The organism is Allosphingosinicella vermicomposti (assembly GCF_003012815.1).
GTDB lineage: Bacteria > Pseudomonadota > Alphaproteobacteria > Sphingomonadales > Sphingomonadaceae > Allosphingosinicella > Allosphingosinicella vermicomposti.
Map to the genome: position 1 here is coordinate 208,512 of NZ_PXYJ01000002.1, position 26,190 is coordinate 234,701.

Annotated in this window: 24 protein-coding genes; 11 read left to right on the plus strand and 13 right to left on the minus strand. The window is 62.7% G+C overall.

What is annotated here, in order from left to right:
• Positions 1-81: 81 nt before the first annotated feature.
• Both bla (C7I56_RS06860) and C7I56_RS06865 read left to right on the plus strand, forming a co-directional pair.
• Positions 82-1,377: a class A beta-lactamase gene (gene bla / locus C7I56_RS06860; RefSeq protein WP_106639825.1), complete on the plus strand. Its 1,296-nt coding sequence runs from the start codon at positions 82-84 to the stop codon at positions 1,375-1,377.
• Positions 1,378-1,414: 37 nt separating this feature from the next.
• A complete protein-coding gene (locus C7I56_RS06865) occupies positions 1,415-2,026 on the plus strand; it encodes a TetR/AcrR family transcriptional regulator (RefSeq protein WP_106639826.1) in 612 nt (203 codons plus the stop codon).
• Here C7I56_RS06865 and C7I56_RS06870 read toward each other — a convergent pair.
• The 6 genes from C7I56_RS06870 to pcaF form a co-directional block, all read right to left on the minus strand.
• Complete coding sequence (locus tag C7I56_RS06870; protein WP_106639827.1) at positions 2,014-3,090, minus strand: 2Fe-2S iron-sulfur cluster-binding protein; 1,077 nt, start codon at positions 3,088-3,090, stop codon at positions 2,014-2,016. The two genes, C7I56_RS06865 and C7I56_RS06870, sit on opposite strands and share 13 nt — an antisense overlap.
• Positions 3,091-3,099: 9 nt before the next feature.
• Entirely contained in the window at positions 3,100-3,519 is a 420-nt protein-coding gene (gene paaD / locus C7I56_RS06875) for a 1,2-phenylacetyl-CoA epoxidase subunit PaaD (RefSeq protein ID WP_245409624.1), read from the minus strand.
• Positions 3,520-3,665: 146 nt separating this feature from the next.
• Positions 3,666-4,433: a 1,2-phenylacetyl-CoA epoxidase subunit PaaC gene (gene paaC, locus C7I56_RS06880; RefSeq protein WP_106639829.1), complete on the minus strand. Its 768-nt coding sequence runs from the start codon at positions 4,431-4,433 to the stop codon at positions 3,666-3,668.
• Between the two features lie 229 nt (positions 4,434-4,662).
• Positions 4,663-4,947: a 1,2-phenylacetyl-CoA epoxidase subunit PaaB gene (gene paaB / locus C7I56_RS06885; RefSeq protein ID WP_106639830.1), complete on the minus strand. Its 285-nt coding sequence runs from the start codon at positions 4,945-4,947 to the stop codon at positions 4,663-4,665.
• A 131-nt stretch (positions 4,948-5,078) separates the two neighbouring features.
• Complete coding sequence (paaA, locus tag C7I56_RS06890; protein WP_106639831.1) at positions 5,079-6,062, minus strand: 1,2-phenylacetyl-CoA epoxidase subunit PaaA; 984 nt, start codon at positions 6,060-6,062, stop codon at positions 5,079-5,081.
• A gap of 234 nt (positions 6,063-6,296) precedes the next feature.
• Positions 6,297-7,499, minus strand: coding sequence for a 3-oxoadipyl-CoA thiolase (pcaF, locus tag C7I56_RS06895; protein ID WP_106639832.1), 1,203 nt, complete (start codon positions 7,497-7,499; stop codon positions 6,297-6,299).
• Between the two features lie 134 nt (positions 7,500-7,633).
• On the opposite strand from pcaF, the gene paaG reads away from it, so the two are divergent.
• The 3 genes from paaG (at position 7,634) to lysA (ending at position 11,878) form a co-directional block, all read left to right on the plus strand.
• Complete coding sequence (gene paaG / locus C7I56_RS06900) at positions 7,634-8,413, plus strand: 2-(1,2-epoxy-1,2-dihydrophenyl)acetyl-CoA isomerase PaaG (RefSeq protein WP_106639833.1); 780 nt, start codon at positions 7,634-7,636, stop codon at positions 8,411-8,413.
• 77 nt (positions 8,414-8,490) lie between these two features.
• Positions 8,491-10,509, plus strand: a complete 2,019-nt coding sequence (paaZ, locus tag C7I56_RS06905) for a phenylacetic acid degradation bifunctional protein PaaZ (protein WP_106639834.1) — start codon at positions 8,491-8,493, stop codon at positions 10,507-10,509.
• Between the two features lie 106 nt (positions 10,510-10,615).
• The gene (gene lysA / locus C7I56_RS06910) at positions 10,616-11,878 is read left to right on the plus strand and encodes a diaminopimelate decarboxylase (RefSeq protein WP_106639835.1); all 1,263 of its coding nucleotides are present in this window, start codon (positions 10,616-10,618) and stop codon (positions 11,876-11,878) included.
• Positions 11,879-11,953: 75 nt separating this feature from the next.
• On the opposite strand, the gene C7I56_RS06915 is transcribed toward lysA, so the two are convergent.
• From C7I56_RS06915 to C7I56_RS06925, 3 genes are all read right to left on the minus strand, one after another.
• The gene (locus tag C7I56_RS06915; RefSeq protein WP_106639836.1) at positions 11,954-13,201 is read right to left on the minus strand and encodes a dihydrolipoamide acetyltransferase family protein; all 1,248 of its coding nucleotides are present in this window, start codon (positions 13,199-13,201) and stop codon (positions 11,954-11,956) included.
• 109 nt (positions 13,202-13,310) lie between these two features.
• Positions 13,311-15,380: an alpha-ketoacid dehydrogenase subunit alpha/beta gene (locus C7I56_RS06920; protein ID WP_106639837.1), complete on the minus strand. Its 2,070-nt coding sequence runs from the start codon at positions 15,378-15,380 to the stop codon at positions 13,311-13,313.
• Positions 15,380-16,579, minus strand: a complete 1,200-nt coding sequence (locus C7I56_RS06925) for an amino acid aminotransferase (protein ID WP_106639838.1) — start codon at positions 16,577-16,579, stop codon at positions 15,380-15,382. The genes C7I56_RS06920 and C7I56_RS06925 overlap by 1 nt, the downstream gene beginning before the upstream one ends.
• A gap of 121 nt (positions 16,580-16,700) precedes the next feature.
• On the opposite strand from C7I56_RS06925, the gene C7I56_RS06930 reads away from it, so the two are divergent.
• From C7I56_RS06930 to ligD, 3 genes are all read left to right on the plus strand, one after another.
• Positions 16,701-17,171, plus strand: a complete 471-nt coding sequence (locus tag C7I56_RS06930; RefSeq protein ID WP_106639839.1) for an Lrp/AsnC family transcriptional regulator — start codon at positions 16,701-16,703, stop codon at positions 17,169-17,171.
• A gap of 93 nt (positions 17,172-17,264) precedes the next feature.
• On the plus strand, positions 17,265-18,167 hold the full coding sequence (ku, locus tag C7I56_RS06935; protein WP_106639840.1) for a non-homologous end joining protein Ku: 903 nt from the start codon (positions 17,265-17,267) through the stop codon (positions 18,165-18,167).
• Between the two features lie 205 nt (positions 18,168-18,372).
• Positions 18,373-20,907, plus strand: coding sequence for a DNA ligase D (gene ligD / locus C7I56_RS06940; protein WP_106639841.1), 2,535 nt, complete (start codon positions 18,373-18,375; stop codon positions 20,905-20,907).
• A gap of 3 nt (positions 20,908-20,910) precedes the next feature.
• Here ligD and C7I56_RS06945 read toward each other — a convergent pair whose 3' ends face one another.
• Positions 20,911-21,132 carry a hypothetical protein gene (locus C7I56_RS06945; RefSeq protein WP_106639842.1) on the minus strand — a complete coding sequence of 74 codons (222 nt, stop codon included), beginning with the start codon at positions 21,130-21,132 and terminating at the stop codon, positions 20,911-20,913.
• Positions 21,133-21,340: 208 nt separating this feature from the next.
• On the opposite strand from C7I56_RS06945, the gene C7I56_RS06950 reads away from it, so the two are divergent.
• Genes C7I56_RS06950 through C7I56_RS06960 form a run of 3 tightly spaced genes read left to right on the plus strand, consistent with a single transcriptional unit; the run spans position 21,341 to position 23,957 of the window.
• The gene (locus tag C7I56_RS06950; protein WP_106639843.1) at positions 21,341-22,531 is read left to right on the plus strand and encodes a toxic anion resistance protein; all 1,191 of its coding nucleotides are present in this window, start codon (positions 21,341-21,343) and stop codon (positions 22,529-22,531) included.
• A gap of 1 nt (position 22,532) precedes the next feature.
• Positions 22,533-23,255: a hypothetical protein gene (locus tag C7I56_RS06955; RefSeq protein WP_106639844.1), complete on the plus strand. Its 723-nt coding sequence runs from the start codon at positions 22,533-22,535 to the stop codon at positions 23,253-23,255.
• A 3-nt stretch (positions 23,256-23,258) separates the two neighbouring features.
• Complete coding sequence (locus C7I56_RS06960) at positions 23,259-23,957, plus strand: hypothetical protein (RefSeq protein WP_106639845.1); 699 nt, start codon at positions 23,259-23,261, stop codon at positions 23,955-23,957.
• Here the strand turns inward: C7I56_RS06960 and C7I56_RS06965 are convergent.
• Genes C7I56_RS06965 through C7I56_RS06975 form a run of 3 tightly spaced genes read right to left on the minus strand, consistent with a single transcriptional unit; the run spans position 23,954 to position 26,180 of the window.
• Positions 23,954-24,796 (minus strand): HpcH/HpaI aldolase/citrate lyase family protein, encoded by an 843-nt coding sequence (locus C7I56_RS06965; protein ID WP_106639846.1) that lies wholly within the window; start codon positions 24,794-24,796, stop codon positions 23,954-23,956. The genes C7I56_RS06960 and C7I56_RS06965 overlap by 4 nt on opposite strands.
• Positions 24,793-25,707, minus strand: coding sequence for a subclass B3 metallo-beta-lactamase (gene bla, locus C7I56_RS06970; protein ID WP_106639847.1), 915 nt, complete (start codon positions 25,705-25,707; stop codon positions 24,793-24,795). The genes C7I56_RS06965 and bla (C7I56_RS06970) overlap by 4 nt, the downstream gene beginning before the upstream one ends.
• Positions 25,704-26,180, minus strand: a complete 477-nt coding sequence (locus tag C7I56_RS06975) for a MaoC family dehydratase (RefSeq protein ID WP_342587702.1) — start codon at positions 26,178-26,180, stop codon at positions 25,704-25,706. Before C7I56_RS06975 ends, bla (C7I56_RS06970) begins: the two co-directional genes overlap by 4 nt.
• Positions 26,181-26,190: the final 10 nt, after the last annotated feature.

Consider the following 26,190-nt stretch of genomic DNA (forward strand, 5'->3'; position numbering starts at 1 on the left):
GCGATTAAGCTGACAGAAACACCGATAAGGTTATGATGCAACGCTCTGGCGGCAAATGACTTTGCGAGGGCGTATCATAATATGGCGAATAAGCGCGAATTGACGGATAAGGGACGGTCGATTGCCGTGGTCGGCATCAGCCTGGCCGCATTGCTCGGCATTTCCGTTTCTCAGAGCGCCGCGCAGGATAGAAGCCAGAGCGCAGGGAAGCCTCCTGTCCGAGCCCAAGTCGTCACCTCCGTGCCGATGACGCCTGCGGAACGCGCTTTGTCGCAGCGGATCAACGCACTTGGCTCCTCATTCAACGGCGACATTGGTATTGCGGTCAAGGACATCCAAACCGGCTTCACCACTGCCTATGACGGCAGCACCTTTTTCCCGCAGCAGAGCGTCAGCAAATTCTGGGTCGCGCTCACGGCCCTCGACAGGGCAGATCGCGGGTTGCTCAGCCTAGAGGCGCCCGTTACCGTCACGCGTAGCGACCTCACGCTCTTTCACCAGCCGATCGCTGCCCAAGTTGGCGCGAACGGCTATGACACGACAATCAATAGCCTGATGTACCGGGCAATCACGCAAAGCGACAATACCTGCAACGATTTCGTCCTGTGGAAAGCAGGCGGTCCAGACGCGGTACGCAGCTTCCTCGCCAATAAGGGCATTGGCGGTATCCGCTTTGGCCCGGGCGAACGCAAGCTGCAGAGCAAGATTGCCGGCATGGAATGGAAGCCGTCTTATGTCGGCCAGAATTTCTATGCCGCGCGCAACGCCATCCCGATGAACGTGCGCCGCACCGCGTTCGAAAATTATATTCGCGATCCGATGGACGGCGCGACGCCGCTCGGCACGGTCGACGCCCTCGCGCGGCTCAAGAAAGGCGAGCTCCTTTCGCCTTATTATACGCAAAAGCTGCTCGATATCATGTCGAACACCCGCACCGGCGCGCAGCGGTTGAAGGGCGGCCTCGCCCCCGGCTGGAAGCTCGCGCATAAGACCGGCACGGGCCAGGTGCTGGGCGGGGAGCAGGCGGGCTATAACGATATCGGCATCGTCACCGGGCCCGACGGCCGCTCTTATGCTGTTGCCGTCTTCATCCGCCGCACCTCGGCGCCGCTTGGCCATCGCATGTCCACAATGCAGAATGTCGTCCGCGCGGTTGTCGATTATTCGAACGGCGCGGTGCCCATGAACATTGCTCAAAAGCCCGCGCCTGCTCCGGCTGTCGTTGCGCCGATAAAGACGCTCCCGGTCAAGGCCGCCGCCACGACGACGACGGCACCGCTCAAAGCTGCACCGAAGCATTCGGCCAAGAGGCCCACGCAGACCCGCCAGCAATCGATCGCGGCAGCGGTGGCGGGGCTGGAGGAAGAGGGCGAATAAGCTGGCAGGCACGCCCGCCCTTCCATAAAGTGCGGCCATGGCACGGCCCCAATCCCCGGATTACGACAAGAGGCGCGAGGCGATCGTCGCGACGGCGGCTAAGCTCTTCGCTCGGCGCGGTTTCCAAGGCGCGTCGGTCGCCGATCTGGCCGAGGCGTGCAGCACGTCCAAGTCGCTCGTCTATCATTATTTCCCCTCAAAAGAGGACATCCTCTTCGAAGTGATGTCCAATCACCTCGAACAGCTCGTCACCGCCGCCGATGATGCAAAGCTCGGCGCCCCAACGCCGCGCGACAAGCTGCACGACATCGCTCTAGCCTTCATGCGCCTTTACGTGACCGCACAGGCCGAGCATAAGGTGCTGCTGAACGAGCTTGACAATCTGCCGCCAGTCCGGCGCAACGAGATCGTCTCCCAGCAGCGCCGCATCATTGCGATGGTCGAGGAACAGATTGCGGAAATCCGCCCGGACGTGAGCGCCGCCGGGACGCTGACCCTACCCCTCACCATGCTCTTCTTCGGCATGATCAACTGGAGCCACACCTGGTTCCGCGCCGAAGGGCCGGTGTCGGCGGAGCAGCTGGCGGATCTCGCGGTGGAGATCATGCTTCACGGGCTCGAGGGAATGAGCGCCAGTCAGGCGTCGTAGTCCACCTCCACCCCGGCGCCCTTGGGCACGGATTGACAGGTCAGCACATAGCCCGCCGCAATCTCTTCATCGGTGAGGCCGTAGCGCGCGGCCATTTCCACCTCACCCGCTACGACTTTCGCCCGGCACGTCGCGCACACACCCGCTTTGCAGGCAAAAGGCGCGGGCAACCCAGCCTCCCGCGCACTGTCGAGGATGTTCCCCGCGGCCGCGTCAAATGGCACCTGCCGGGTGCGTCCGTCGAGGGTGACGCGCATCTGAAGCCCTTGGGCCTTTTCCTGGAGCGCATTGATTTCCGCCTGAAGCGCCGCCGATGGGCGGCCAGCCGTGAAGCGTTCGATATGGATATGGTCCTGCGGCACGGCCTTCGCGACCAGGGCCTGTTCCGCCGCGTCCATCATCGGGCCGGGGCCGCAGATGAAGAAAGCGTCGACCTCCGCCGGATCGATCAATGTTTCCAAAATCTCGTCGCACTTGGCGCGGTCGAGGCGGCCGTTGAACAGGTCCACATCCTCCGCTTCTTGCGAGAGGAAATGATGGACCTGAAGGCGTCCCATATGGCGGTTCTTGAGCCGCGCCAGCTCCTCCAGGAAGATCACCGATCCGCTGTGGCTATTGCCGTAAAAGAGCGTGAAGCGGCTCTCCGGTTCCACGGCGAGCGCGGTCTTGAGCAAGGACATGATCGGCGTGATCCCCGACCCTGCGGCAAAGGCGGCGTAGCTGCGCGCCTGCCCCGGCTCAAAAGCGTAGGTGAAGCTGCCGTGCGGCGCCATGACCGCGATGCTGTCGCCCGGTTTCAAAGTGTCCGCCGCCCAATTGGAAAAGAGGCCGTTCGGAATGCGCTTCACCGTGACAGAGAGCAGGTCTTCACCCGGCGCGGTGCAAAGCGAGTAATTGCGCCGCACTTCCTCGCCCGCAATTTCGGCGGCCAAGGTCAGATGCTGGCCAGGCTTGAAGCGAAACGCCTCGCGCAACGCCTCAGGCACGATGAAACGGATCGACTGCGCCTCGGGCGTTTCGGGCACGATGTCGGCGATCTGAAGGGTGTGAAAGCTAACGCTCATGAAGGGTTCTCAATGGCATTTGAAATGGTCGAAGGGTTCCAGGCAATCGCGGCACCGCCAGAGTGCTTTGCACGGCGTCGAACCGAAGCGGCTCACTTCCTCCGTCTGCGCCGATCCGCATTGCGGACATTCCACGGCACGGCTTCCGGTCGGAACCGGCGGGGCGATGCCATAAGCGCGAAGCTTCTTGCGGCCCTCATCCGTGATCCAGTCGGTCGTCCAGGGCGGTGAGAGGGTGGTTTCGATCCGCACGCCTTCGAAGCCCGCTTCATCGAGCGCGATGCGGACCATCGTTTCGATCACCTGCGTGGCAGGGCAGCCTGTATAGGTAGGGGTGAGGACGACGCGGTCCGGCGTCACGTCGCGGACGATACCGAGATCGACGATCGACACGGCCGGGACTTCGGGATCGGGAACTCTCTTTAGCACTTCCCAAAGCTGCCCCTCCCCCTTGATGGGGGAGGCTGGGTGGGGGTGATCTTCGACGTAGGGTGGAGTATTTCCGGAAGCATCACCCCTACCCAACCCTCCCCCATCAATGGGGAGGGCCTTTTTGTCCGTTCTGCCCTCAGTCCCTACCATGTCGCGTCGGGGTAGGCCCGGGGCAAAAACTGCATCGTGGCGAGCAGATGCCCCAGATGCTCGCCATGATGCCCGCGCCGCCCGCCAAGGATCGGCCGCTGATCCTGCGGCACAGTGAGCGTCGCCTCCTCGATAACCGCGCGGACAGCCCGGTCATAGGCATCGCGGAAAGCCGCCACATCGGCGCCAATTCCGCGCTCAGCCATCGCCGTCGCAACCGCATCCATCTCGAACAATTCCGGCACGAAGCGCCACAGCCAGTCGAAGCCGTGCTGCATCCGCTTATGGCTTTCGTCCGTGCCGTCGCCAAGGCGGATCACCCATTCCTGGGCGAGCTCCTGATGATAGGTGACTTCCTTCACCGCCTTGGCCGCGACCGCCGCGATCAGTTCGTCCTTCGACGCCGTCAGCGCGTCGAACAGCATCTTCTGCCAGGTCGAGAAGAGGAATTGCCGCGCCATCGTCCGCGCGAAATCGCCGTTCGGCTGCTCGACGAGCAGGCAGTTGCGGTAATCGAGCACGTCGCGATGGAAGGCGAGCCTGTCGCCATCCCGCCCCTGCCCTTCGACATTTCCCGCCGCATCGAGGAAATGGGTCGCCTGACCGATTAGGTCGAGCGCCATATTGGCGAGGCTCAGATCCACCTCGACCGTCGGGCAGGCACCCGTCCATTCGGACTGACGCTGGCCGAGCACCAGAGCATCGTCGCCAAGGCGGAGGAGATAATCGAACAGAGCCTGATCCTGGGTCACAGTCGCCATCCCCACTTTCGCTAGTCCCGAGCCTGTCGAAGGGCGTGAGCACGTGCCGGACCGGGCTTCGACAAGCTCAGCCCTCGCGGGGTTGGAATGCCGAGCATCCTAACTAGACCCCTCTCCCGTTTGGGCTGAGCTTGTCGAAGCCCTGTTTTTTCTTCTCCAGCGGCTAAGGAAGGACAGCCCCTCGACAGGCTCAGGGCGAACGGTGCGGGTGATAAGAGCGAAGCAAGCATCAGATGTGCTTCACGTCATCGGGAATGTTGTAGAAGGTCGGGTGGCGGTAGATCTTGTCTTCCGCCGGTTCGAACATCGCGCCGTCATCCGATGGGTCGGAGGCGATGATCGACGCTGACGGCACGACCCACAGGCTCACCCCCTCCATCCGCCGCGTATAAGTATCGCGCGCGTGGCGGAGCGCGATCTCCGCGTCCGGCGCGTGGACGCTGCCGACATGGCGATGGGAAAGCCCGCCCTTCGAGCGGACGAATACTTCCCAGAGGGGCCAATCCTTAGACATCCTGCACTCCTATTCCGTTCGCCCTGAGTAGGGACTGAGCTTGGCGAAGGCCCGTATCGCAGGGCAGTCCTTCGATACACCGGTTCGACAAGCTCACCGGCTACTCAGGACGAACGGGTGGCGGCTTACTGCTAAGCCGCCTTCCTCTTCTCCACCTGTTTCGCGGCATAGGCGTCCGCCGCCTCGCGGATCCAGGCGCCGTCTTCCCAAGCCTTGCGGCGGGCGGCCATGCGCTCCTTGGCGACCGGCCCTTCGCCTTTCACCACCGCATAAAATTCCGACCAGTCGACTTGGCCGAAATCATAGCCGCCTTTTTCCTCGTTCCACTGTACAGCGGGATCGGGAACGGTGAGGCCGATGGCGTCGGCCTGCGGCACGGTGATGTCGACGAATTTCTGGCGCAACTCGTCATTCGTCTCGCGCTTGATGCGCCAGCGCATGGATTGCGCCGTATTGGGGCTGTTCTCGTCCGGCGGGCCGAACATCATGAGCGAGGGCCACCACCAGCGGTTGAGCGCATCCTGCGCCATCCTTTTCTGCGCGTCCGTGCCGGCGGCGAGATGCATCATGATCTCATAGCCCTGGCGCTGGTGGAAGCTTTCTTCCTTGCAGACGCGCACCATCGCGCGAGCATAGGGACCGTAGGACGTGCGCTGCAGCGGCACCTGGTTCATGATCGCAGCGCCATCCACCAGCCAGCCGATCGCGCCGATATCCGCCCAGGTGAGCGTCGGATAATTGAAGATGGTGCTGTACTTCGCTTTGCCCGAATGCAGCGCCTCGATCATCTCTTCGCGGGCCGTGCCCAACGTCTCGGCCGCCGAATAGAGATAGAGGCCGTGCCCGGCTTCATCCTGCACCTTGGCGAGGAGGATCGCCTTGCGGCGCAGCGACGGCGCGCGGGTGATCCAATTTCCCTCGGGCAGCATGCCCACGATTTCCGAGTGGGCATGCTGCGAGATCTGGCGGACCAACGTCCGCCGGTAAGCCTCAGGCATCCAATCCTTGGGCTCGATAAATTCATCGGCCGCAACGCGTGCCTCGAAGGCCGCGAGTTTGTCTGCATCCTCTGTCGAAGCTACGGCCGCCGATTTTTGAAGCTCGGTCGTGTACATCGCTTCTCTCCTATAGACCCCGTTTTAACATTCACCGACCGATCGGTCAAACAATTCGCTACGCAAAATCTTTTCGAGGGAAAGTTGATGAAATTGATGCTCTAACAAGTTTTTCAAAAACCCCTTCAAACCCGGTCAGCAAAGGCCGGAAGAGGGAGGGGAAGCGGTCATAACGAAACTTAACCCAAAAGCGGTCTGTAGGAAAATATCATGACCGGGCAGCAAGACCGATGCTCAGACCCGCTCGATCACCGTTGCGATTCCCTGCCCCACCCCAACGCACATGGCGCAGAGCGCATAGCGGCCGCCAGTGCGCTGGAGCTCTTCGGTGGCGGTCATCAGCAAACGCGCACCGGACATGCCCAAAGGATGGCCAAGCGCGATGGCGCCGCCGTTCGGATTGACGTGCGGCGCATCGTAAGGGAGGCCCAGTTCGCGGAGGACGGGGAGCGCCTGGGCGGCGAAGGCCTCGTTGATTTCGATGACGTCCATGTCGGCGATGGTAAGGCCGAGGCGGGCCAGCAATTTCTGCGACGCGGGCGCCGGGCCGATGCCCATGATGCGCGGTTCAACGCCGACCACCGCGCCGCCCCGGATGCGGGCGCGCGGCGTCAGGCCGTTCGCTTTCGCGACCGCTTCGGACGCGACGATCATCGCCGCCGCGCCGTCATTGACGCCCGAGGCGTTGCCTGCCGTCACCGTGCCGTCGGCGCGCACGATCGGCTTCAGCTTTGCGAGCGCCTCGACATTGGTCTGGCGCGGGTGCTCGTCGCGATCGACGATTATGGGATCGCCTTTGCGCTGCGGAATGGAAACGGGCACGATTTCGGCAGCGAGGCGGCCATTGGCCTGCGCGCGGGCGGCCTTGTCCTGGCTGCGCACGGCAAAGGCGTCCTGATCTTCGCGGCTTACCTTCCATGCATCGGCGACATTCTCGCCGGTCGAGGGCATGGTATCGTCGCCATAAACGGACTTCATCTTCGGATTGACGAAGCGCCAGCCTATGGTCGTGTCGTACATCTCGGCATTGCGATCAAAGGCGCTTGTCGCCTTGGCCATGACGAAGGGCGCGCGGCTCATGCTTTCTGAGCCTCCCGCGATCACCATCTCCGCCTCGCCGCCCCGAATGACGCGCCCGGCCATAGCGACCGCATCCATGCCCGAACCGCAGAGGCGATTGAGCGTCACCCCGCCCGACGATTGCGGAAGGCCCGCGAGCAGTCCAGCCATGCGTGCGAGGTTGCGATTATCCTCGCCCGCCTGATTGGCGCAGCCGAGAATGACGTCGTCCACCCGGTTCCAGTCCACACCCGGGTTACGCTCCATCAAGGCCTTGATCGGAATGGCGGCGAGATCGTCGGCGCGGACGGACGAAAGTGCACCCGCATAGCGGCCGATAGGCGTGCGGATTGCATCGCAAATGAAAGCCTCGGTCATTCCATTCTCCCGTCGTTCCGTCATGCTGAACTTGTTTCAGCATCCATTTCGATGACATGCGCGATGCGCGAAGATGGACCCTGAAACAAGTTCAGGGTGACGATTTGGGGGCGCCGATGCTAGGTGCTGAGGCCATGGCATATGAAACCATCAACTTCTCAGTGGAAAACGGCGTCGCCCGCCTCACCCTCAACCGGCCGGACCGTTTGAACAGCTTCACCGTGCAGATGCATGAGGAAGTGGCCGATGCGCTGTCCAATCTCGGCGAGGCGCGGTGCCTGGTGCTGACCGGTGCCGGACGCGGCTTTTGCGCAGGGCAGGATCTGAACGACCGCGCGGTGGCCCCGGGCCAGGCGGTGGACCTCGGGGAGTCGGTCGAAAAGCGCTACAATCCGCTGATCCGGCGGCTCACCTCTCTACCAGTGCCGGTCATCGCGCGGGTGAATGGCGTGGCGGCCGGTGCGGGCGCCAATATCGCGCTGGCCTGCGACATCGTCATCGCGGCGAAATCGGCCAAGTTCATCCAGTCCTTCGCCGCGATCGGGCTTATCCCGGACAGCGGGGGCACATGGGTGCTTCCGCGCCTCGTCGGACAGGCGCGCGCGCTTGGGCTGGCGCTGACCGGCGAACCCTTGCCTGCAGAGAAAGCGGCAGATTGGGGCCTGATCTGGAAAGCGGTGGAGGATGACGCGCTAGACGCCGAAGTCGACACCCTCGCCACCCGTTTCGCCACCGGCCCGACGCGCGGCCTGGCCGCGATCAAGAAGATGATCCGCGAAAGCTGGGACCACCGGCTGGACGAAGAACTGAACCTCCAGCGCGACATGATGCGGGAGCTTGGCTTCAGCGAAGATTATAAGGAAGGCGTCGCGGCCTTCATGGAAAAGCGGACGCCGAAGTTCGTCGGACAATAATCCCGTTCGTGTCGAGCGAAGTCGAGACACGCTTCTCGACTTCGCTCGAAGCGAACGGATGGAGAGAGTGCCAAAAAATGAAAACCCTGAACCTTCTCAACTACGCCCAGGACGGCTGGTATGCGGCCCCCGGCGGGCTCGCCGAAGTGCAGAGCGCTGTTACCGGCGAGGTGATCGCGACCACGGGCAGCCAAGGCCTCGATTTCAAGGCGATGCTCGATCACGCCCGCACTGTCGGCGGCCCGGCCCTGCGTGCCATGACCTTCCACGAACGCGCGTGGATGCTGAAGGATCTCGCCAACGCGATCATGGCGCGCAAGGAAGAGCTTTACGAGCTCAATTACCAGACCGGCGCGACGCGCAAGGATGGCTGGATCGATATCGAGGGCGGCGCGGGCACGCTCTATTCCTTCTCGTCCAAGGGCCGTCGCGAGCTTCCCAACCAACGCGTCCTGATCGACGGCAATATGGAACCGCTGTCGAAGGGCGGCACCTTCGTCGGCCAGCATGTGTGGACCTCGCTCCAGGGCGCGGCCGTCCACATCAACGCCTTCAACTTCCCGGTCTGGGGCATGCTCGAAAAGCTCGCCCCCACCCTTCTTGCGGGCGTGCCCGCCATCGTGAAACCGGCCTCCTCGACCGGCTACCTCGCCGAAGCCGCCTTCCGCATCATGATCGAAGCCAATGTGCTGCCCAAGGGCGCTGTGCAGCTCGTCATGGGCGGCGTCGGCGACATGTTCGATCATCTTGCTTGCCAAGATGTCGTCTCCTTCACCGGCTCGGCCGCGACGGCGCTTAAACTCCAGTCCCATCCGATCTTCGCGCGCGAAAGCGTCCGCTTCATTGCCGAGCGGGACAGTTTGAATGCCTCCATCCTCGGCCCGGATGCGGCGCCGGGCACGCCGGAATTCGATCTCTTCGTCAAGGAAGTGGCGACCGAGATGATAGTGAAGGCCGGGCAGAAATGCACCGCCATCCGCCGCGCAATGGCGCCCGCCCAATATATCGACGCCGTGCAGGATGCGCTTGCCGAGCGCCTCGCCAGGGTGAAGGTCGGCGATCCGCGCGAGGAAGGCGTCACCATGGGGGCGCTTGCCAGCCGCTCGCAGCTCGAAGCCGTGCGGTCGGCGGTCGCCGAACTGTCCAAGGCCGCGCGCATCGTCTCGGGCAATCCGGACGCTTTGCCGGTCGCGGGCAACGGCGCCTTTATCGAGCCGATCCTGCTCCGCTCTGACGATCCCTGGGGATCGGACGCGGTGCATGATGTCGAAGCCTTCGGCCCCGTTTCCACGATCATGCCCTATCGCGACCTCGATGACGCTATCGCGCTCGCCAATCGCGGCATGGGTAGCCTTGCCCTCTCGCTCTTCAGCTTCGATCCCAAGGTCGCCGAGGATTTCGTCCTCGGCGCGGGCGCCTATCATGGCCGCATGGTGATCCTCGACCGCACGTCGGCCAAGGAATCCACCGGCCACGGTTCCCCCCTCCCCGTCCTCGTCCATGGCGGCCCGGGCCGCGCGGGCGGCGGCGAGGAAATGGGCGGCGTGCGCGGTGTTACGCACTATATGCAGCGCACCGCCCTTCAGGGTTCGCCCGCCGTCCTTTCCAGCATCGTCAAGCAATGGCTCCCCGGTGCCCCGAAGCCGGAAGGCGATATCCACCCCTTCCGCAAACGCATTGCGGAGCTGGATGTCGGCTATACGCTGAAGACCGCGAGCCGCACCGTCACCCTCGAAGACGTCGAGCATTTCGCCCATTTCACCGGCGACACCTTCTACGCCCATATGGACGAGGAAGCCGCCAAGGCGAGCCCGATCTTCGAAGGCCGCGTGGCGCACGGATACCTGATCCTGTCCTTCGCGGCGGGCCTCTTCGTCGAACCCGCGCCCGGCCCCGTCCTCGCCAATACCGGCCTTGAAAACCTCCGTTTCCTGACCCCGCTTTATCCCGGCGATTCCATGCGCGTGGAACTCACCGTCAAATCGAAGAGCGTCCGCGACGAGGAGAAGAGCGAAGTTCGCTGGGCCGTCGTCATCCTCAACCAGAAGGACGAGATCGTCGCGACCTACGACCTGCTGACGATGAACCGGCCCTGATGGTCATTGCGAGCGTAGCGAAGCAATCCAGTCAACTAGGCAAGCGTGGACTGCCGCGTTGTTTCGCTTCTCGCAATGACGTGAAAAAGAACCGAAGGCGATAGAAATAGACCATTTCCAGCTCAAGAACGGAGTCCTCCACTGCGAGAACGTGCCGCTGCCTGCCATCGCGGAGGCGGTGGGGACGCCCGTTTACGTCTATTCGGCCGCGACGATGCAGCGCCATGCCCGGGTGTTTCAGGAGGCGCTGGCCGGGCTTGACGATCCACTGATCGCTTATGCGGTGAAGGCCAACCCCAATGCGGCGGTGCTGGCCACCCTGCGAGACGAAGGACTGGGCGCTGACGTCGTGTCTGGCGGCGAATATCGGCGCGCGATTGCGGCAGGTGTCCCGCCTGAAAAGATCGTATTCTCCGGGGTTGGCAAAACGGCCAACGAGATGCGGCTCGCGCTTGGGGGCGGTCTCTGCCAGTTCAACCTGGAATCGTTCGAGGAAGCGGAGATGTTATCTGCCGTGGCAGCCGCGATGGGCAAGACTGCGCCGGTGGCCTTCCGCGTCAATCCGGACGTGGAAGCGGGCACCCATGCGAAGATTTCAACAGGAGCCGCGCATAACAAATTCGGTATTCCGATCCTCGATGCCCTCGCCGCTTATGCCAGCGCGAAGAGCCTGCCGGGCTTGGATGTGCAGGGCGTGGCGGTCCATATTGGCAGCCAGCTGACCAGCCTCGCACCGCTCGAATCCGCTTTCCGCAAGGTAGGCGAGCTGATCGCCGAACTTCGCAAGGGGGGACACGGCATTCGCAAGGCTGACCTCGGCGGCGGACTCGGCATACCTTATGATCCCGGAGTGCCTCCGCCGCCCAATCCCAAAACCTATGGAAAGATGGTGGCGAAAGTAACCAGGGGGTGGAATGTCCGCCTGATCTTCGAGCCGGGACGGCTGATCGTGGGCAATGCCGGAGTGTTGCTGACTGAGGTGATCCGAGTCAAACCGGGCGCAACCGATCCTTTCGTGATCGTCGATGCCGCGATGAACGATCTGATGCGCCCCAGTCTCTACGATGCCTGGCACGCCATCGATGCTGTGCAGCCTCGGGGTACACGAATGACCGCCAATGTGGTGGGCCCGGTTTGCGAGACGGGCGACACCTTCGCGACCGGACGGGATATGGACGGCGTCCAGGCCGGCGACCTCGTCGTCTTCCGCACGGCGGGCGCTTACGCCGCGACGATGGCGAGCACCTACAACAGCCGCCCGCTTACTCCCGAAGTGATGGTGAGTGGCGACAAATGGGCCATAGTGCGCGAGCGTCAGGACGTTGAAAGCCTGATCCAGGCTGACAAGATTCCGAATTGGCTGGCCTGAAAAGTGCCCCGGCGGAAGCAGGAGCCCCGGAAGGATAGCGCCGCGCCTCTGGGTTCCTCTTGCGCAATAACATAATCAGTCCAGCGGCCAGGTTTCCAATACTTCGACGAAGCGGCTGAGCCAGCCGTTCGTCTGGTGGCCGTCCACGACGCGATGGTCGATAGTGAGGCTGACATAGGCCATTGGGCGGATTTGGATGGTGTCGACGCCGCCCACCTCGCGGACAACGACGCGCTTTTCGAGCTTACCGACGCCGAGGATCGCAGATTGCGGCTGGTTGATGATGATCGGGCTGGCGAACAGCGAACCCGACACGCCGTGATTGGAAATGGTGAAGGTGCCGCCCTTCACATCCTGGCTCGACAGCTTTTCGGCGCGGGCTTTTTCGACGAGCGCGTCGAGGCCTGCGGCAACCCCCTGCAATGAGAGCGTCTGGATCTTGCGGAGAACCGGGACGATCAGCCCCTTGCTCCCGAGCGCGGTGCCGACGCCGATATTGATGTCGTCGTAGATTTCGAGCCGGTCGTCATGCCAGCGGCTGTTGATCGCGGGCGCCACCTTCATTGCTTCGGCCGCTGCCGCGACGAGATAAGCGGTGTAGGTGAGCTTCACACCCGCCTTGGCAAAGGCGTCCTTGTGCCGCGCGCGGTGGGCCATGATCGCGCTGAAATCCGCCTCGAACATCGCCGTCACATGCGGAGCCTGAGTGACCGAGTTCAGCATGTTCTCAGCAATGCGGAGACGCATTCGATCGTGCGGCACGCTGTGCGAGGCGATGGAAGCGTCCGACGGCGCCACGGCCATGGGCTGCGCGGTTGTGCGCGGCCCTTGGTGCGTTGTGGTCGCCATTTCGACGGCCTTGTCGACATCGGCGCGCGTGATACGGCCATCGCGGCCCGTACCCTGAATGCGGGCGGGATCGATATCGTGCTGGAGAAGCGCGCGTTTTACGGAGGGAGAGAGACGAAATTCTCTCCCCTCATCACCGTTCGCCCTGAGCTTGTCGAAGGGCTGCCCTTCCCTTTCAGTGTCAGAAGAAGGCAGGGCTTCGACAGGCTCAGCCCGAACGGTGTTTTCGGAAGTGACTTCCACCATCGGCGCGATGCGGCCTAGTACTGCACCCGGCGCCGCCTCGTCGTTCGAATGAAGGACGATCTCGCGCAGGATTCCGGCGGCAGGCGCGGGCACTTCCACGGCAACCTTGTCGGTTTCCAGTTCGACCAGCGGGTCGTTTACCTCGACCTTGTCGCCAACCTGCTTCAGCCAGGCGCGGACGACAGCCTTGGTGCCTTCCTGTTCGATAGGCGCGGTGACGTCGATCATGACGAGATCCTTTTCGTCACCCCGGCGAAAGCCGGGGTCTCGTGGTGAAGGTCCGTATTCTCTTGTCCTGAGATTCCGGCTTTCGCCGGAATGACGGTATGGGCGATCATCAAAATTCCACCAGATCCTGGATCTTCGTGCGGATGCGCTCCACGGAGGGCACGGCCCAGTCGAGCAGCACCGGATTATGCGGGCTGGGAATGTCCGGCATGGTGAGCCGAGAGACAGGGGCGTCGAGATCGAGGAAAGCCTCGTCCGCGACCACGGCGGCGATTTCCGCGCCGAAGCCGCCGGTCAGCAGGTCTTCGTGGACGATCAGGCAGCGGCGGGTGCGACGGACGCTTTCCAGCACCATTTCGCGATCCCAAGGCATGAGGGTGCGCAGGTCGATGATGTCGGCCGAAATATCCTTCGCGGCCTCCTCGCAGCGCGGGACCATGGCGCCCCAGGTGACGATGGTGATATCCCTGCCCTCACGCGTTTTCTTAGCGCGGCCGAAGGGCAGGACATAATCGTCGCCCGGATAGGGGCGGCGTGCCCAGACATCGTCCAGCATCGCGCGATGTTCGAAGAAGACAACGGGATCATTGCCGCGCAGGCCTTCGCGCAGAAGGCCCACCGCATCCTCGGCATTAGACGGCACGGCGACCTTCCAACCGGGATTGTGGACGAACTGCACTTCGTTCGTCTGGCTGTGCCAGGGATCGCCGCATTTAAAGAAGCCGCCGGGGATGCGGAGCACCATCGGCGCGGCGAAGCGGTTGTTTGTGCGCCAGCGCATCGTGCCGCAATCGTTGATCTGCTCGAGCGCCGGTTCGGCATATTTGCGGAACTGGATTTCGGGCACAGGCATCAGGCCCGCTAGTCCCATGCCAACCGCGCGTCCGATAATGCCTTCTTCGCTGAGGCTGGTGTCGAAGACGCGCTCGATCCCGAACTTGTCCTGCAAGCCAAGGGTCACGGCGTGGACGCCGCCCTTGGGGCCGATATCTTCGCCGAAGAGGAGAACGCGCGGGTTGATCTCCAGCTCATGCTCCAGTGTGCGGCGGATCGCCGTCACCATGTTGATGCGCTGGCCTTCGGGCTTCGGTTCGTCGGTGGAGGGCGGAGGGGTATAGCCGTGCGTCCACTGGCCGCCGATCTTTTGCATCTCGCCTTCGTAGAAGACGTGGCGAAGGACGGTTTCCGGGCTGGAAACGCCGCGTGCTTCGGCCTGCTCGCGGGCTGCCTCGACCGCGGCGGCGGCTTCAGCTTCGATGTCCGTCCATTCCTGTTCGGAGAGGAGCGAGCCGACGAGATAGGATTTCAGTTTGGGCAGCGGATCGCGCGCCCACTCCGACGCGACGAAATCTTCCGATTTGTAGGTCTGCGTGTCCTGGAAGCTGTGGCCCTGGAGGCGCGGGACGGTGAGGCGGAGGAGCGCCGGGCCATTGCGGCCGCGCACATGGTCGACGGCGGCGGAAAGAAGCCGCGAGGCCTCGGCGGGTTCGGTGCCGTCGCCGGAGAAGACTTCGAGATTCGTGAAGCTTTCCAAGTTCCGCGCGATATTGCCGCCGGGCGTCTGGTAGGTTGAGGGGACGGAAATGCCGTATTGATTGTCCTCGATATAAAAGAGCATCGGCAACTTTTGCGTCGTCGCGATGGTGAGTGCGGCCCAGAAGCCGTTGGTCGCGACCGATGCGTCGCCGCCGAGGACGACGGCCATCGACTCCTTGTGCGGATCGCTGCCAAGAACGGTGCGATAATATTCGATCGCCTGCGCCCAGCCCGCTGTCGGCGTATATTGCGCGCCGACGCCGCCCGACATGGGAAGTGCGGGGGCGCCATTCGGGTTCGGATAGTTGAACACGACGCCGATATCGCGGCCGTCCGAATAGCCGCCTTCCCGGCCCATCGCCGATCCGAGCGCATCCTCCAGGGGCACGCCGAGCGACAGAAGCAGAGGCCGCGAACGGTAGTAGCCGCAGACCGCGTCCTTGGGGCGATCAAGGCGCGAACCGAGCATGATCTGCGCCATGTCATGCCCGCGCGCGGAAAATTGGTAGAGTACCTTCCGCTCAGGGACGAGCCGCGTTTCCTCCAGATTGTCGAGCGCGCGGCTGACCTGGAGAGTGTAGGCGATCTTCCGCCAATCAAAGGCGGGATCGGGCGCGTTCGAGCGGACGGGCGCGGTCGCCATCAGAGCTTCGCCACCACCGCCTGTGCGAAGCGATCGACATTGGCATCGGACAGCCCGGCGACATTGAAGCGGCCGGAACCCGCCATATAGATGCCTTCCTCAGTCTGCAGCGCCTTCACCTGCTCAGGCGAAAGCGGGAGCATGGAGAACATTCCGTTCTGCTCATTGATATAGGCGAGGCGCGGGTCGAAGGCGGCCAAGCGGGTGCGGAGGCTGCGGATGCGGGCGCACATTTCCTTCACCTCCGCTTCCCAATCCGCGCGAAGCTCCGGCGTATCGAGGATGATGCGGGCGACGGCCGCGCCATGATCGGGCGGCATCGACCACATAGTGCGGGCGAGCGAGAGGAGGTTGCCATAGGCGACCTTGGCGACTTCCTCGCTCGTCACCTTGACGAAGAGTGAGCCAGTGCGGTCGCGATAGACGCCGAAATTCTTGTCGCAGCTATGGGCGACCAGCGCCTGATTACAGCGTTCCACCGCCATGCGGGTGCCGGCGGCGTCTTCCTCCAGCCCGTTGCCGAGGCCCTGATATGCAAGATCGACGAAGGGGATGAGGCAGCGCTCTGCCATGAAGGCCGTTACCCTGTCCCACTGGTCGAGGCTGAGGTCGGCGCCGGTCGGATTGTGGCAGCAGCCGTGCAGAAGAACGACGTCCCCTGCCCGCGCGCCTTCGAGTGCCTGCATCATCTCGTCGAACAGGATGGTGTGGCTGTCGCGGTCATAATATTTGTAATCGACCATCGGCAGGCCCGCGCAGCCGATCAGCGGTGCGTGATTGGGCCAAGTTGGCTGACCGATGAAGATACGCGCGTCAGCGCCCGTCGCCTTGATGAGTTCCGCGCCGAGACGAAGCGCGCCACAGCCGCCGGGCGTTTGCACGCCAACGATATGGGCGTCGCGCGATGTGCCGCCGAAGACCAATTCCCGCATCAGCTCCACGAACCGCGCGTCTCCCTCCGCACCGAGATAGGCCTTCGTCTCCTGGGTATCATGAAGGATCTGCTCGGCCCTCTTCACGGCGCGCAGGATCGGTGTGCCGCCCTGCGGATCGCGATAGACGCCGACGCCAACGTCGATCTTCGTCGGGCGCGGATCGGCGTTACACAGCGAGATGAGGGCGAGCAGCGCATCCGGCGCCTGGGGCTTCAACCTGCCAAAAAGCAGGTCCGATCCGGTATTCGAGCCAGCATCTGCCATAAAACCTCCTGTGCGCGCGATGGGAGATGCATAATGTCGTCCGGGATATGTGCAAAGTCCGCATCAAAATATATGCGGATTTGACTGGAAGCCGCAAAATCGGTTCACTATCGTTCCACATATGAAAGAAACCTATCAACTCGATGAGATCGACCGGCGACTCGTTCGCGAGCTTCAGCGGGATGCGAGCCTTAGCCATGCCGCGCTGGCCGAACGGGTTGGCGCCTCTCCTGCCTCGGTCTGGCGCCGCGTTCGCAATCTGGAAACCGCCGGGGTATTGGGAAAGACGGTGCGGCTCGCCGACGCCGAACATCTCGGCCGATCCGTCAACGTGCTGTGCCAGGTACGGATGAACAGGCAGACGATGGCGGATCGTTCCGAATTCGAAGCGTTTATCCAATCGCGTGAGGAAATCGTCGAATGTTATTCGATGTCGGGCGAGTGGGACTATCTGCTGCGCATCGCGGTTAAGGATGTGGCGGATTACGACCGCTTCGTGATGCGCGGGGTTCTCGCCCATCCCACAGTGGCGAACGCGGCGTCGAATTTCGCCTTGCGGCAGGTGAAATATACGACGGAGATACCGGTTTAACTAGAAGCGCTCCCCATCAAGGGGAGGGGCTATGCGGGGGAACCCTCCCTCGCCCCGCTCATTGAATCGCCTGCGTTACATCTGGAGCAGGTCATGGCCGCACGGGCTTATTGGAAGGGGCAGATCAGGCTCGCGCTGGTCTCGATCCCCGTGGAAATCTTTTCCGCGACGAAGAGTGGCGCGACGATCGCGTTCAATCAGATCCACGAGCCCACCGGCAAGCGCATCAAATATGAAAAGGTCGTACCCGGCGTCGGCCCGGTTGATGCGGACGAGATCGTCAAAGGCTTCCAATATGAGAAGGGCCATTACGTCCTCCTCGACGAGGACGAGATCGAGGCGGTGAAGCTCGAAAGCAAGAAGACGCTCGAACTCACCCAGTTCGTCGACCAGAGTGAGATCGACGTCCTCTATTACGAAAAGCCATATTATGTGGTGCCCGCCGATGACCTGGCGGAAGAGGCCTTCATCGTCCTGCGCGAGGCGCTGCGACGGACGAAGAAGGTGGGCCTTGGCCAACTCGCGCTGCGCGGCCGCGAATATGTTGTCAGCCTGAAGCCGTGCGGACGCGGTATGGTGCTCGAAACGCTCCGCTATGCCGATGAGGTCAACAAGGCGCAAAGCTATTTCCGGGACATCGGCGATTCCAAACCGGATGAGGAGCTGCTCGATCTCGCCGAGACACTGATCGAGAAGAAGACAGCCGCCTTCCATCCCGACGAGTTTCACGACCGCTATATCGACGCTCTAAAGGATCTGATCGAACGGAAGCGCAAGGGCAAGACGATCGAGACCGAGGCGGAAGAGACGCCGTCGAAGGGTTCGAACGTCATCGATCTGATGGCAGCGCTGAAGAAGTCGCTGGATAAGAAAGGTGGCGGGGAAGGCAAGGCCAAACCGGCGGCGAAGAAAGTTACGGCGCCCCGCAAGGCCCCCGCGAAAAAGACCCCGGCCAAGAAGGTGCCCGCAAAAACCGCGGCGCGGAAACGGGCGTGATGCTCTCTTCCTTCCATCATCCCGGCGAACGCCGGGATCTCGCCAAAGCACCACGCCTTTTCCGCTCTGAGACCCCGGCTTTCGCCGGCGTGACGAAAATTTCCTCCTCTCGTCACCCTGAACTTGTTTCAGGGTCCATTTCTCCACCCGCACATCACTCGTCGCCATGGATGCTGAAACAAGTTCAGCATGACAGGTGGCTGTAATGGTGAAGAAAGCCCAACCCGACCCCCTCGCCCGCTACAATGCGAAGCGGGACTTTACGAAAACCAGGGAGCCCGCAGGCAAGGTCGAGGCGACGGGCCGCAACATCTTCATGGTTCAGAAGCATGACGCGACCCGCCTTCATTATGACTTCCGGCTCGAACTGGACGGGACGCTGAAAAGCTGGGCGGTGACGCGCGGCCCCAGCCTCGATCCTGCCGACAAGCGGCTCGCGGTGCGGACGGAAGATCATCCGATGTCCTACGCGACCTTTGAAGGCACGATCCCCAAAGGCCAATATGGCGGCGGCACGGTGATGTTGTGGGATCGCGGCACTTGGTTGCCGGAACCCGGCAAGGATCCGCGAAAAACGCTGGAACAAGGCCATCTCCACTTCTCGCTCGATGGCGAGCGGATGAAGGGCGAATGGATATTGATCCGGCTGAAACCCCGTCCCGGTGAGCGGAACGAGAACTGGCTGCTCCGGAAGATCGAGGATAAACATGCGGGGAGCTCGGCGGGGCTGACCGAGAAATATCTGACCTCCGTCGCGACCGGACGGACGATGAATGAGATTGCGGAAGGGGATGATCCGCCGTGGAATAGCGATCGAGCGGATCAGGCCTCTTCCCCGTCACCCCGGCGAAAGCCGGGGTCTCAGGACAAAAAGGCGCGTTCTTCGTCACGAGATGCCGGCTTGCGCCGGAATGACGGGAAGAAGGTCAAAGTGCCTCAATTCCGCGACGTGCAAAAGGCCACCCTCGTCAATCATGTGCCATCCGGTTCGGCCTGGCTGCACGAGATGAAGTTCGACGGCTATCGCTGCCTGCTGGCCATCGCCAGCGGACGGGCGAAAATCTATACTCGAACAGGCCTCGACTGGACGGACAAGTTTCCGGAAATAGCCGCCGCCGCCGCTGAGCTTGAGGTCGGCTCCGCTCTGATCGACGGCGAAATCGTGAGGGTCGACGATAAGGGCAGGACCAACTTTTCCGCACTTCAGCAGGCGATCAGCGAAGGAGGCAAAGGGCTGACTTTGTTCGCCTTCGACATTCTCGAAGTAGACGGCGAGGATCTGACTAAGCTTCCCAATATCGACCGCAAGCAAAGGCTGGCGGCACTGCTTGGCGAAGGCAAGCCGCCCTTCATCCTCTATGCCGATCATGTCATCGGAGCAGGCGAAAAGCTCTATGACGCGATGTGTGACGCGGGACAGGAAGGCATCATTTCAAAAAAGGCGGACGCGCCCTATCGCGGCTCGCGGACCAAGGCCTGGCTCAAGATCAAGTGCACGCGTCGGCAGGAATTCGTCATCGTCGGTTGGACGCCGAGCGAGAGCAAGGCGCGGGCATTGCGGGCATTGCTCCTCGCGGTGAATGAGGATGGGGGGCTGCGCTATGTCGGGAAGGTCGGCACAGGCTTTTCCATGGCCGCGCTCGAAATGCTCCTAGGCAAGCTCAAGAAGCTGGAAGTGAAGAAGGCGCCGGTCGATGCGCCGCGATCCGAAACGCGGGGCGCGCATTGGGTGAAGCCGGAACTGGTGGCCGAAGTCGCCTTCGCGGAATTTACCGGCGAGGGGTCGGTGCGTCACACCAGCTTCCTTGGCCTGCGCGACGACAAGCCAGCCGAGGCGGTGGTCGAGGAGAAGCCGCAGGCGGTGCCGGAAGCCGCGATGGAAGACGTGGAGATCAGCAATCCCGACCGGGTGATCTTTCCGGATGCAAAAGTGACCAAGGGCCAGCTCGCCGATTATTACCGCAAGGTCGCGCCGCTGATGCTGGAATGGAGCGCGAACCGCCCAATCAGCCTCGTCCGCTGTCCGCAGGGACGAGCAAAGAAGTGCTTTTTCCAGAAACATGATGCGGGCACCTTCGGCGCCCACGTTCATCACGTCCCCGTGCTGGAAAAGCGCGGGAATACGGAGGATTATCTCTACGTCACCGATCAGGCGGGGCTGCTCACCTGCGTCCAGATGGGCACGATCGAGTTTCACGGCTGGGGATCGCGCGTCGCCGATATCGAGAAGGCCGACCGGCTGATCTTCGACCTTGATCCCGACGAAGGGCTGGGTTTCGACGCGGTGAAGAAAGCGGCGGTCGACCTGAAGCGCCACCTCGCCGATATGGGCCTCCGGACCTTCCCCCTCCTCACCGGCGGCAAGGGGCTGCACATCGTCGTGCCGCTGACGCCCAAAGCGGAATGGCCGGAGGTGAAGGACTTCGCCCAGCGTTTCGCCCTCGCTTTGTCCGAAGCCGAGCCGGACCGATTTACCGCGAACCTTGCTAAGGTGAAACGGAAGGGCCGGATCTTCCTCGACTATCTGCGCAACCAGCGCGGCGCGACGGCGATCATGCCTTATTCGGCGCGAGCGCGGGAAACTGCGCCCGTCTCCGCGCCGATCAACTGGAACGAGCTCGATGAAATGGACAGCGGCGGCCGCTTCACCGTGAAGGACGTAGACCTGTTACTGAAGCGCGCATCAGGCCGCGCGCTCCAAGGTTGGGGCGAGGCCGAACAGGTACTTCCCGATTTGTGACCTTTAGATGATCCCGCCGCCGAGCGAGAGGCGAATAACGCCGATGATCACGACCAGAAGGTTGAGATTGCGCCCGCTCTTCTCGCGAGACACGACACCAAGGCCGAGGCCGACCAATGCAATCGGAATGATCAGCCAATAGGCCCACCCCAGGAAAGGGAAAAAGGCAAGGATGCCGAGCACCAGGGCGACGGCACCGACGATCAGTGAGAGAAGGTTCAGCATGAAGGCATCATGCGCTGAGGCCGGGTCTTATGCAACACGCCGTCACCCCCGGCGAAAGACGGTGTCTCAGGACGAGAATGCGCTTATTCGTCACGAGTTTGCGGCTTCTGCCGGAATGACGAGTATTAACGCCATAACACACTTTTCCCCTTGCACTTCCCCCTGCAAAGGCCCCATCTTCGGGCGTGAACAACCAAGGGGTTAGAGCATGGCGACTGAAACCAAGCTGAAACTGGAAGCGCCCGACGTCGTTGCGCCCGTTCAGCCCGCCGAAGCTGCGGGGCTGGTTCCGCTAAAGGATGACGAAAAGACAGCATTGGAATCCAAGGTCGACGGCTTCATCACCGATCTTGTCGCGCTCGATGCCAACAGCCCCGAATTCGGCAAGAAGGTGGATCAGCTGACCACGATGGGCCGGAAGGAGATTGCGGAAGCCGCTGGCCATTCCAATCGATTCCTCGACCGGCCGGTGAAGGCGATCGATAGCGATACCGGCATCGGCGCCGATCTTACGAAGCTGCGGCAGACGGTCGAACAGCTCGATCCGGGCCGCGCCGGGCCGCTCACCAAGCCGCGCAAGATCCTGGGCATCATTCCGTTCGGGAACCGGATGCGCAATTATTTCATGAAATATCAGTCGGCACAAAGCCATATCTCGTCCGTCCTAGCCAGCCTCGGTTCGGGCAAGGACGAGCTGCTGATGGACAATGCCGCGATCGATGTGGAGCGCGCGAACCTGTGGAAGACCATGGGCAAGCTTGAACAGATGATCCATATCTCCAAGACGCTCGACCAGAAGCTTGAGGACAAGGCGAACGAGTTGGATGCCGTCGAGCCAGCGAAGGCCAAAGCGATCCGCGAAACGGCACTTTTCTACACCCGTCAGCGCACGACGGACCTGCTGACCCAGATGGCGGTGAGCGTGCAGGGCTATCTCGCCCTCGATCTCGTCAAGAAGAACAATATCGAATTGGTAAAGGGCGTCGATCGCGCATCCACCACGACCGTCGCTGCGCTCCGCACCGCAGTCACGGTCGCGCAGGCGCTGACCAATCAGAAATTGGTGCTCGATCAGATCACGGCTCTCAACACGACGACCGCGAACATGATCGACAGCACTGGCAATATGCTGAAGAACCAGACGGGTGCCATCCATCAACAGGCAGCGTCGGCGACGATCCCGCTGGAAACGCTGCAGCGCGCGTTCCAGAATATCTACGACACGATGGATACGATCGACCGCTTCAAGGTCGAGGCGCTGACCAACATGAAGCAGACGGTGAGCACGCTGTCGAACGAGGTGGAGAAGAGCCGCGGCTACATCGCCCGCGCGGAAGGCGTCGAGCAGAACAAACTGTCCGGCCCTGCGGAATCACCTTTTGCGGCACTCGAGGGATAAGATGGCGCGGACGCCACGCAGAGTTGAGGACACGCTTGCCCGGTTCGACGAGATATCGGCGCGCCTGGACGGTCATGCGCCGGCGGTGCGCCATTATGGTCGTGTGGCGCGCTCCGCAGGCCGGCGGGTCGGCGCGATGGCAGGGGCGGTGCTGGCGCTGATCGGCGCGACCATCGGCTTTTCTTTCATCATCGGGCCGATCGGCATTGGCGGGCTGTTCCTGGTCGCGGTGGCGATCATCTTTATCCTGATCTTCTTTTCGGTCTTGTCCGGCGAGAAGAAGGTGACGCCGTTCGAAGAGAAGATGTCCAACCGGCAGGTTGTGACGCGGCTGGATACAATTCTTCACGGCAAGCGCGCCGCCCTCCCTGCTCCCGCCGTGCGGCGGGTGGACGCGATCACGTCGCAGCTGCCGCTTCTCGAATCTCGGCTTGGCGAACTCGATGCGTTCGATCCGCTGGCGCAAGATGCGCGACGGCTGATGGGGCAGCATCTGCCCGAACTGATCGAACGCTATGAACGGGTGCCGCCCGCCTATCGTCACCAGCGCGATGGCGAGGGGATGACGGTGGACGAACGGCTTGTCGCGGGCCTTGATGCGGCCCGCACCGCGCTCGACGATATCGGCGGACGCTTGACGCGCGGCGATCTCGACGCGTTCGAAACGCAGGGCCGTTTCATCGAGAGCCGGTACAAGGATGACGGCTCGATCAAGGGGGTTTGACCCATGCCGCTGGGACAGGCTTTCGACGCCGCCGAACGGTTCATCCGCAAGCATTTGAAGACCAAGGCCGTGCGCGCTGCTGAAAAGCGGCGGCGTGAACGGAAAGCGAAGCGGGCCGCGCAGGGCTTCAGCCGAGCCGCGAGTGTCACCGCGGCGTCCGGTGTGGGCGTCGCGAGCTACGCGCTTGCCGTCGCGCCGGTTGGCGCTGCTGGCTTGGCGGCGGCGGGCGTAGCAACCGTGCTGGTTGCCGCACTGGCGGTGAAATGGCCGCTGCGCGGGGCGGACTTTTCGCGGGAAGAATTGGCGGCGCTGCCGGGACAGGCCGAGGAGTGGCTGCTCGACCGGCGCGAACAATTGCCGGCGATGGCGTCGGATGCCTTCGACAGGGTGCTGATCCATCTCGCCGACCTTCAGGTCCAGCTTGGCCAGATCGACCCCAATGCGACATTGGCCTGGGACGCCCGGCGGCTGATCGGCGATCATCTACCGCGCCTCGTTCACGCCTATTGCGACCTGCCCGCAGGTGTCCGCGATGCCGATCCCATTTATGCCCATCGCCTGACCGACGGGCTGGAGACTTTGGGCGAAGAGCTTGGCGACCTCTGCCGCCTCGTCAGCCGCGACCGGCTTTCAGCCTTTGAAGCGCACCGGCGCTTTATCGAGAACCGCTACAAAGGCCACGAGGATTTGAAGGGCAATTAAGACCCCGCCAGCCCCAGGGTCCGCTGCGCCTGCACCAAGTGCGGGCGGTCGATCATCTTTCCATCGAGTTGGAGCGCCCCCGCGCCAGGGTTGGCTGCGAACTGCGCGATGACGGCGCGGGCGTGGGCCACCTCCGCTTCTGACGGCGTGAAGGCGGCGTTAATAACGGGAACCTGGGCAGGGTGGATCGCCATCATACCGGTAAAGCCATCGCGGCGGGCGCGGGCGGCATAGGCGGCGAGGCCGTCCAGATCGCGGAAATTGGGGTAGACGGTTTCAATCGGCGCCACCCCGGCTGCCGCAGCGCCGAACAGACACAGTGAGCGAGCGAGTTCATAAGGCGGCGTGAAGCTGCCATTTTCCTCCCGCGACGTCGCGGCACCAAGGGCGGCAGGAAGATCCTCTGCACCCCAGCTAAGGCCCTCCAACCGATCCTGCCCGCCATAAGTGCCAAGCTGAAAGATGGCGGCAGGCGTCTCGGTCGCGATGGCGAGGACGCGGGAGGCCGCGTTCCCCTGCCCGTCCAGTCGGCGGGCGAGTTCGGCCACTGAAGCGCCGCCTTCGGCCTTTGGAAGCACGACGCCCGTAGGGTTGAGGCCTGCGAGGGTCGCAAGGTCGTGCGCCACGTCCGCGCCGTCGAGCGGGTTGATGCGCACCCAGAGGTTCGCGTCCGGATTCGCCTTCACGAAGGCGGCAACGGCGGCGCGCGCCTCCGGCTTCTTCTCGGCAGCCACTGCGTCCTCAAGATCAAGGATCAGCGCGTCGGCGCCCAGGCCGAGCGCCTTTTGCATCCGCTCGGGACGGTCGCCGGGGACGAAGAGAAGCGAACGGAGCTTCATGGCTGGTTCGCCTCTGCCTGCTGACGGGCCAACTCCTTTTCAAAGCTCCGTTCAGCAGACGCTACCTGCTGCTGCAATTCGGCCGGATCGACGAAGGCCGCCGCGTCACCGTTGAGGAGGCGCTGGCGCTTTTCGCTCATATGGAAGAAGCCCGGGTGGAAATTGAGGAAGATGTCGGCCTTCATGCTCTTAAGCTTGGCGAACGTGTTCCGGAAATCCTGCGCGACATCGAGATAGCGCCTGTCGCCGACGAGAGGCTGGCCCGCCACGGTCAGGCTGCAGGTGAAGATGATGTCTACCGGCTTCCCCGCCGCTTGCGCGCGCATCGACCAGCTGGTGCAGCCCTTCGTATGGCCCGGCGTCAGATGAGTGACGAGCGTAATGGCGCCAATCGCGATCTTGTCGCCATCGTTCAGCACTTGATCGACCTTCACCGGCGGAGCGGGTGCCAGGTCGTCGCGATAGGAGACGGTGCCGCTTTGAAGATCGGGCTTATCGGCGGCGCTGGCGAGGAGGCGCGCGCCGCTTAGGCCTTTGAGCGCCGCGAGGCCGCCCGAATGATCCCAATGGGCGTGGTTGACGAGGAGAATGTCAATATCCTCGGGCTTGAAGCCGAGCGTCCGGATGTTGGCCGCGATCTGATCGGCGCTTTCCTCCATCGCCGCGTCGATGAGGATGTGCCCCTGGGGATCAGTGATGAGGAAGGCTGAGAGTTCGGACGTGCCGACATAATAGACATTATCGGCGATACGGAACGGCGCGACCGGCTTGTTCCAAGCGGCGCGTTGTTCGGCGAACCCTTTATCCTGATGAGTAAAACCGGGCGCCGAAAGCGACGCCGACGCGAACAGCAGTAGCGCAGCGCTTCTCGACTTCGCTCGAAGCGAACGGGCTAGAAAAACGCCCTTCATGCCGATTTCCGCTGCATGAGAGCGGTGCGCTCGCAGATGCAGACGAGTTCGTCGCGCTGGTTCAGCATGCGGTGTTCGAAGGTGACGATGCCGGCATCCGGGCGGCTCTTGCTGTCCTTCAATGCGATCACTTCGGTTTCGGCGCGGAGCGTGTCGCCGATGAAGACGGGCTTGGGCATCCGCACCTTGTCGTAGCCAAGATTGGCAACGAGGGAGCCGAGCGTCGTATCGCCGACCGAGAGGCCGATCATCAAAGCGAAGGTGAAGGTGCCGTTGACGACGATCCGGCCAAATTCCGTCGCGCCCGCATATTCGGCGTCGAGGTGAAGCGGCTGCGGATTGTGGGTGAGCGTGGAGATGAGGAGATTGTCGGTTTCGGTTACCGTGCGGTGCGGCTGATGCGCGAGCCGATCGCCGATCTGCCATTCATCGAAATAACGTCCGGCCATATTCGCTGCCTCGCTCTCGATCATTCGAAGAGGG